The organism is bacterium (assembly GCA_024224155.1).
Lineage (GTDB): Bacteria > Acidobacteriota > Thermoanaerobaculia > Multivoradales > JAHEKO01 > CALZIK01.
The window spans coordinates 1-4,491 of the sequence record JAAENP010000064.1; the positions used below are offsets into that span (position 1 = coordinate 1).

6 protein-coding genes are annotated in these 4,491 nt (G+C 64.8%); 2 read left to right on the forward strand and 4 right to left on the reverse strand.

What is annotated here, in order from left to right:
• Both GY769_04040 and GY769_04045 read right to left on the reverse strand, forming a co-directional pair.
• A partial coding sequence (locus tag GY769_04040) for a hypothetical protein (protein MCP4201085.1) occupies positions 1–212 on the reverse strand: 212 nt, incomplete at its 3' end.
• Positions 209–895, reverse strand: coding sequence for a DUF4158 domain-containing protein (locus GY769_04045; protein ID MCP4201086.1), 687 nt, complete (start codon positions 893–895; stop codon positions 209–211). The genes GY769_04040 and GY769_04045, both read right to left, overlap by 4 nt.
• Before the next feature lie 165 nt (positions 896–1,060).
• On the opposite strand from GY769_04045, the gene GY769_04050 reads away from it, so the two are divergent.
• On the forward strand, positions 1,061–1,675 hold the full coding sequence (locus GY769_04050) for a recombinase family protein (protein ID MCP4201087.1): 615 nt from the start codon (positions 1,061–1,063) through the stop codon (positions 1,673–1,675).
• Positions 1,676–1,990: 315 nt separating this feature from the next.
• Here GY769_04050 and GY769_04055 read toward each other — a convergent pair whose 3' ends face one another.
• On the reverse strand, positions 1,991–3,130 hold the full coding sequence (locus GY769_04055) for an NmrA family NAD(P)-binding protein (GenBank protein MCP4201088.1): 1,140 nt from the start codon (positions 3,128–3,130) through the stop codon (positions 1,991–1,993).
• A 317-nt stretch (positions 3,131–3,447) separates the two neighbouring features.
• On the opposite strand from GY769_04055, the gene GY769_04060 reads away from it, so the two are divergent.
• Entirely contained in the window at positions 3,448–4,101 is a 654-nt protein-coding gene (locus GY769_04060) for a helix-turn-helix transcriptional regulator (protein MCP4201089.1), read from the forward strand.
• A gap of 151 nt (positions 4,102–4,252) precedes the next feature.
• On the opposite strand, the gene GY769_04065 is transcribed toward GY769_04060, so the two are convergent.
• The coding region (locus GY769_04065; GenBank protein MCP4201090.1) for a hypothetical protein at positions 4,253–4,491 on the reverse strand (239 nt) is incomplete at its 5' end.

Genomic DNA, 4,491 nt, shown 5'->3' on the forward strand with positions numbered 1-4,491 from the left:
AGCACCTGCAGCTCGACTTCGCCTACGCGATTCCCGAGGTCGGCCGCTTCCGCGCCAACGTCTACCGCCAGCAGCGCGGCCTCGACGCGGTGTTCCGCGCCATCCCACGCGGCGGCGGCGTAGCGTTCCAACGCCTTGACCCGCGAAGGAGGAACCCGGTCCAGCAGGACATGCCCAACGCGGATCTGGCGCACCTCTTCCAGGCGATTCAAGGCGCCAACCAGGCCGGTCCACTGACGCGCCTTGGCCCCTGGCGCAATCGGTCGAGATGGCTGTGGCGATCACCCTTTGGAATTGTTAGGAGCTGCTCGAGCTGCCCCCGCTGCGCCATGGTCGGCGCGCCTCCGAGAATCCTGAAGGCTCTCGCGGCTGCCCGGTCTCGGACCCGGGCGATGAGTCGCGAGAGCGTCGTCACGCCTGGCAGGAGGATTTTGCGCTCCACCAGCCAGCTCGTCGCGGCGTCGAAGAGCAGGCTCGGACGTTCCGAGCTAACCCACGAGCGGGCAAAGAGCCAGCGCACGAGGCGGAAGTGCCCTGGTTGGGTGTTGAAGCTCTGGTAACCGCAGACTTCGCGGATCAGGTCGGCGTGCTCGTGCTGGGTGATTGGGCGCTCTGCGTAGTGCCTGAGGAGCGAGGGTCGGATGTCGAGCTGCCGGGCGACGTAGTCGACGACGATCTTCGGGACGTCGCCTGTGTGGAGGAAAGTGCCGAGGAATCGGACCGTGCCCAGCTGAACGGCGAAGCCGAGCCGATTGTGCTCTCGCCGGCGTTGGTCGATGAGCGCACGATCCGCGTCGTCGAGGTGGAAGCAGCGGGCGAGCTGCATTGGGCAGGGGTCGCCGGCGAACCTCCCGTATCGGTTCTTCTGCTCGTCGCTCAGGAAATCGACCGGCAATGCGCGCCCTCAGAGCTGTAATGGGGTGCGCGGAAAGCCGCGTCTCGTTTCGTTTGGGGTCGACATTTGAGCACCTTACTTTAAGATACGGGTTGTGAGACTGCTTCTAGCACCTCAGACGGCCTGCACGGCAGCGTCTCCTAAACGGTCGTTTAGGAGACGCCCGTGCTGATCGGCTACGCGCGGATCTCGAAGGCGGACGGCTCCCAGAGGCTCGACCTGCAAACGGATTCTCTGCGCGAGGCCGGAGTCGAGGCCGCCGCGGTTTACGAGGATCAGGCGTCCGGCCAGCGAGACGACCGTCCGGGCCTCGCCGCTTGCCTCAAGGCAGCGCGGCCAGGAGACGTGATCGTCGTCTGGAAGCTCGATCGCCTCGGCCGGAACCTCCGTCACCTCGTCAACTTGGTCCAGGAGCTCCAGGACAGGAACGTCGGCCTCCGGGTCCTGGCTGGACAAGGGGCCAGCATTGACACCACGACGGCGAGCGGCAAGCTGGTGTTCGCGATCTTCGCGGCACTGGCGGAGTTCGAGAGAGAGCTGATTCGCGAGCGAACCGTCGCCGGCTTAGCGTCGGCTCGCGCCCGAGGGCGGAAAGGAGGTCGGCGTCCTGCGCTGAGCAAGGCTCAGGTGCGCGTCGCACAGGCCGCGATGGCCAATCGCGACACCAAAGTCAGCGAGCTATGTCAGGAGCTCGGCATCACCAAGGCGACCCTCTACCGCTACGTCGCGCCCGATGGCTCTCTGCGTGAGCGAGGGGAGCGGATCCTGGAGAAAAGATGATGCCCATTCGCCGTGCCATGAACGTCTTCATCAGCTATAGCCACGATTCGGACGAGCACCGCGAGAGGGTCCCGGCGCTGTCCGAGCGTACCCCGCCCAGGGCCTGACCGTTCCGGAGGTCGGCAACGCGTTAGCCGTCAGTGAACGAACAGTCTTCCGGTACCTGCGAGCGCAGGACGAGGGCGCCGAGAGAGCCGTCCAGAGATGACATGATCGCTGGCCGACGACGAAATGGCCCAATTTCCGGCGAATCGTTGCCATACCCCTATCTCGCGGACGAACACCTTAGAGTGACAATTCTCGCGAATGTGGCTGCTACCCCATTTCGGAGCCGACGGAACGCTCCCCCGATCCCGACGCCCCCGTCTCTCGGCTGTCGGGCTGCAGAAGCAGTGAGCCACGGTCGGCGGCAGCCATCCAGTCGGGGTTGTCGTGCGCCAGCTCGCCTGCGTGGATGCGCGGATAGTCGCGGGAGTCCTCCCATGCGTCGAGGTCGGGAACGCGCGTTAGCATCGCCCTCATCCCGAGACCGATCGCGTTCAGATATGACCCCAACCGGAGGCCGGGCATCACCTGGGACGGCTCGCCGACATATCTGCGCACGAAGGTCTCGATGTCCTCGGGGTCACGTCCGGTCACTTCACGTACGTGGTCTGAGGGTGGTTGACCAAACGCGCCCGCACGCATCTCGGCCGCGAAGTGGCGCACCTGCGCGACCTGGAAAAGTGGGAAGCCCTGGGCCAAGGCAAACTTCACGAACGTCGCTTCCGGGATCGCCCGGTAGCGAACGCTACGTTCCAGCACTTGGGAGAGCACGTTGGCCACTTCCCCCGAGTCGACGAGCTTCGGCCCCGTCGGTCTGAGGCAGCGCCCGACATACCGTTCTGGATTCATGAGGGCGTGTGCCGCCACGGCACCGATGTCCTCGTTGGATGGCGGTGCGCTGAGCCCCTCGCCGAACGGTAGCGCGAGCACACCGAAGTGCTTCACCGCCGGCAGCCCGACCAGGTAAGTGAACGCGAACATCCCCGGATTGATGTGGATCACGTCCACGGGCAGACGCCGGTACAGGTTGTTCGCCATCCAATGCTCGCGCTGCATGACGGATGGGTGCGTCGGGTGGGGATTCCAGCCGCTCATCAGTGCGATGACCTCGACGCCCGCCTCCTCGGCGGTAAGGGCAAGGAGCATCGCGCCATGAAGGTGTCGCGCATCGAACGGCGGGCAGTGGTAGACGCGCTGCACGTCCCTGAGCGCACGCCTCAGATCGCGTCGGTCGAACATGTTCCCTACCACGACTTCCGCACCCTTCTGGCGCCAGGTCGCGGCGCGTGAGTCGTCACGAGTCACCAACGCGCGCACGGGATGGCCAAGGGCAAGAAGCTCATTCACGGCCGCCGAACCGGTGCGTCCGTTGGCCGTCGTCACGAGGAAGCGAGGTTTAGTAGTCGGCATGCCGGTACTTCTCACGTGTTCTCACCGGTGAAGACGACGGAGGCGCGGCCCGAGGACTCGTCGTAGTGAAGTCCGGTGACCGGGAGCCTGTCGGGGACGTAGGCCTCGTTGCGAGCGAGCAGAGTTGCGACGACTTCGGACATGGATTCCTCCCGGAAGTGGGTGAGGTGTTGTGGCGGCCGGTCGTGGGGAACGAGCCAGCCGCTTCTTCACCATGATTGCTAATTTAAAGTTTCAAGTCAAGTCTTTTCTGGATTAAATTTTAAAGCGGTTCTGCTAAGATCACCGGCGCCGAACCTCGAGTCAGGTCGCCTCTCATGCCCAAGCACCGCACGTACAAGCTCCTCTGTCCGATCGCCCGCGCCCTGGACAAGCTCGGCGATCGCTGGACACTGCTGATTCTCCGCGACCTACACGCTGGGCCGGCCAGGTTCAACGACATCGCCCAGGGGCTCCGCGGGTTGGCATCGAACCTCCTCGCCGCCCGGCTCGAGACCCTCCAGGCCGACGGCTTGGTCACCCATCGGCCGACAGACCACCGCGCCATGGTCTACGAGCTGACCGACGCGGGTGAACGAACTGGACCGGTGCTCTTCGAGCTGGCCGCGTTCGGGGCCCACTGGCCTCCACCAGCAACGATGAACAAGCCCGGGAATTTGCGCACGGTGGTCGTCACGGTGAAGGAGGCACTACGCCGCGTCGTCACTGCAACCGACGCGCTCGACATCGAGCTCGTCGTCGATCAAGAGCACTTCGGGGTCGTCGTCGACCAAGGCGTCAGCGACGTATCCTACGGTCCGCGTCCCGAAGCACCGACGGCGGTTCGAACCGACTACGAGTCGTTCATCGCGGCCGGGGACGGCCGCATGTCCGCGACCGAGTTTGCCACATCACATGTCGAGCTGATTCGTGGCGACCCGACGTCGGTCGGCGCGCTGTTCGTGCTGCTCCGCCGCGCGTTCGCCGAGTAGGCGTGTCGTGCGACAGTGGCTTGCGTCGGAGGCTTATCGATTGTAACTGGATGGACTAGGCCAGTACTCGTTTGCGCTGTCGGAGACCGTAGCCCGTGGCCAGCTGCGACCATTGCGGGACCCGGAAGAGGAGTACGGCGGGCCGGTGGCCTTAGCGTAGTTTTTCGTTCCGATGATTGTCGAAGGCCAAGCCTGCTTCGAAGTTCAACAGCTCGTGACGGTACAGGGCCAGTGCCCACCGGGTCCCCTCGTCGTCCCCCCAGGGGTGAAAGTACGACAGGAAAGACCGCCCGGTGGTCTCGGTCCTGGTCTCCGCGGTGCGCAGACCCTCGATCACGTCGACCCCGATGCCGGTGACGAATCCGAAGGCGTGCCCGCGGTCGGTGAAGG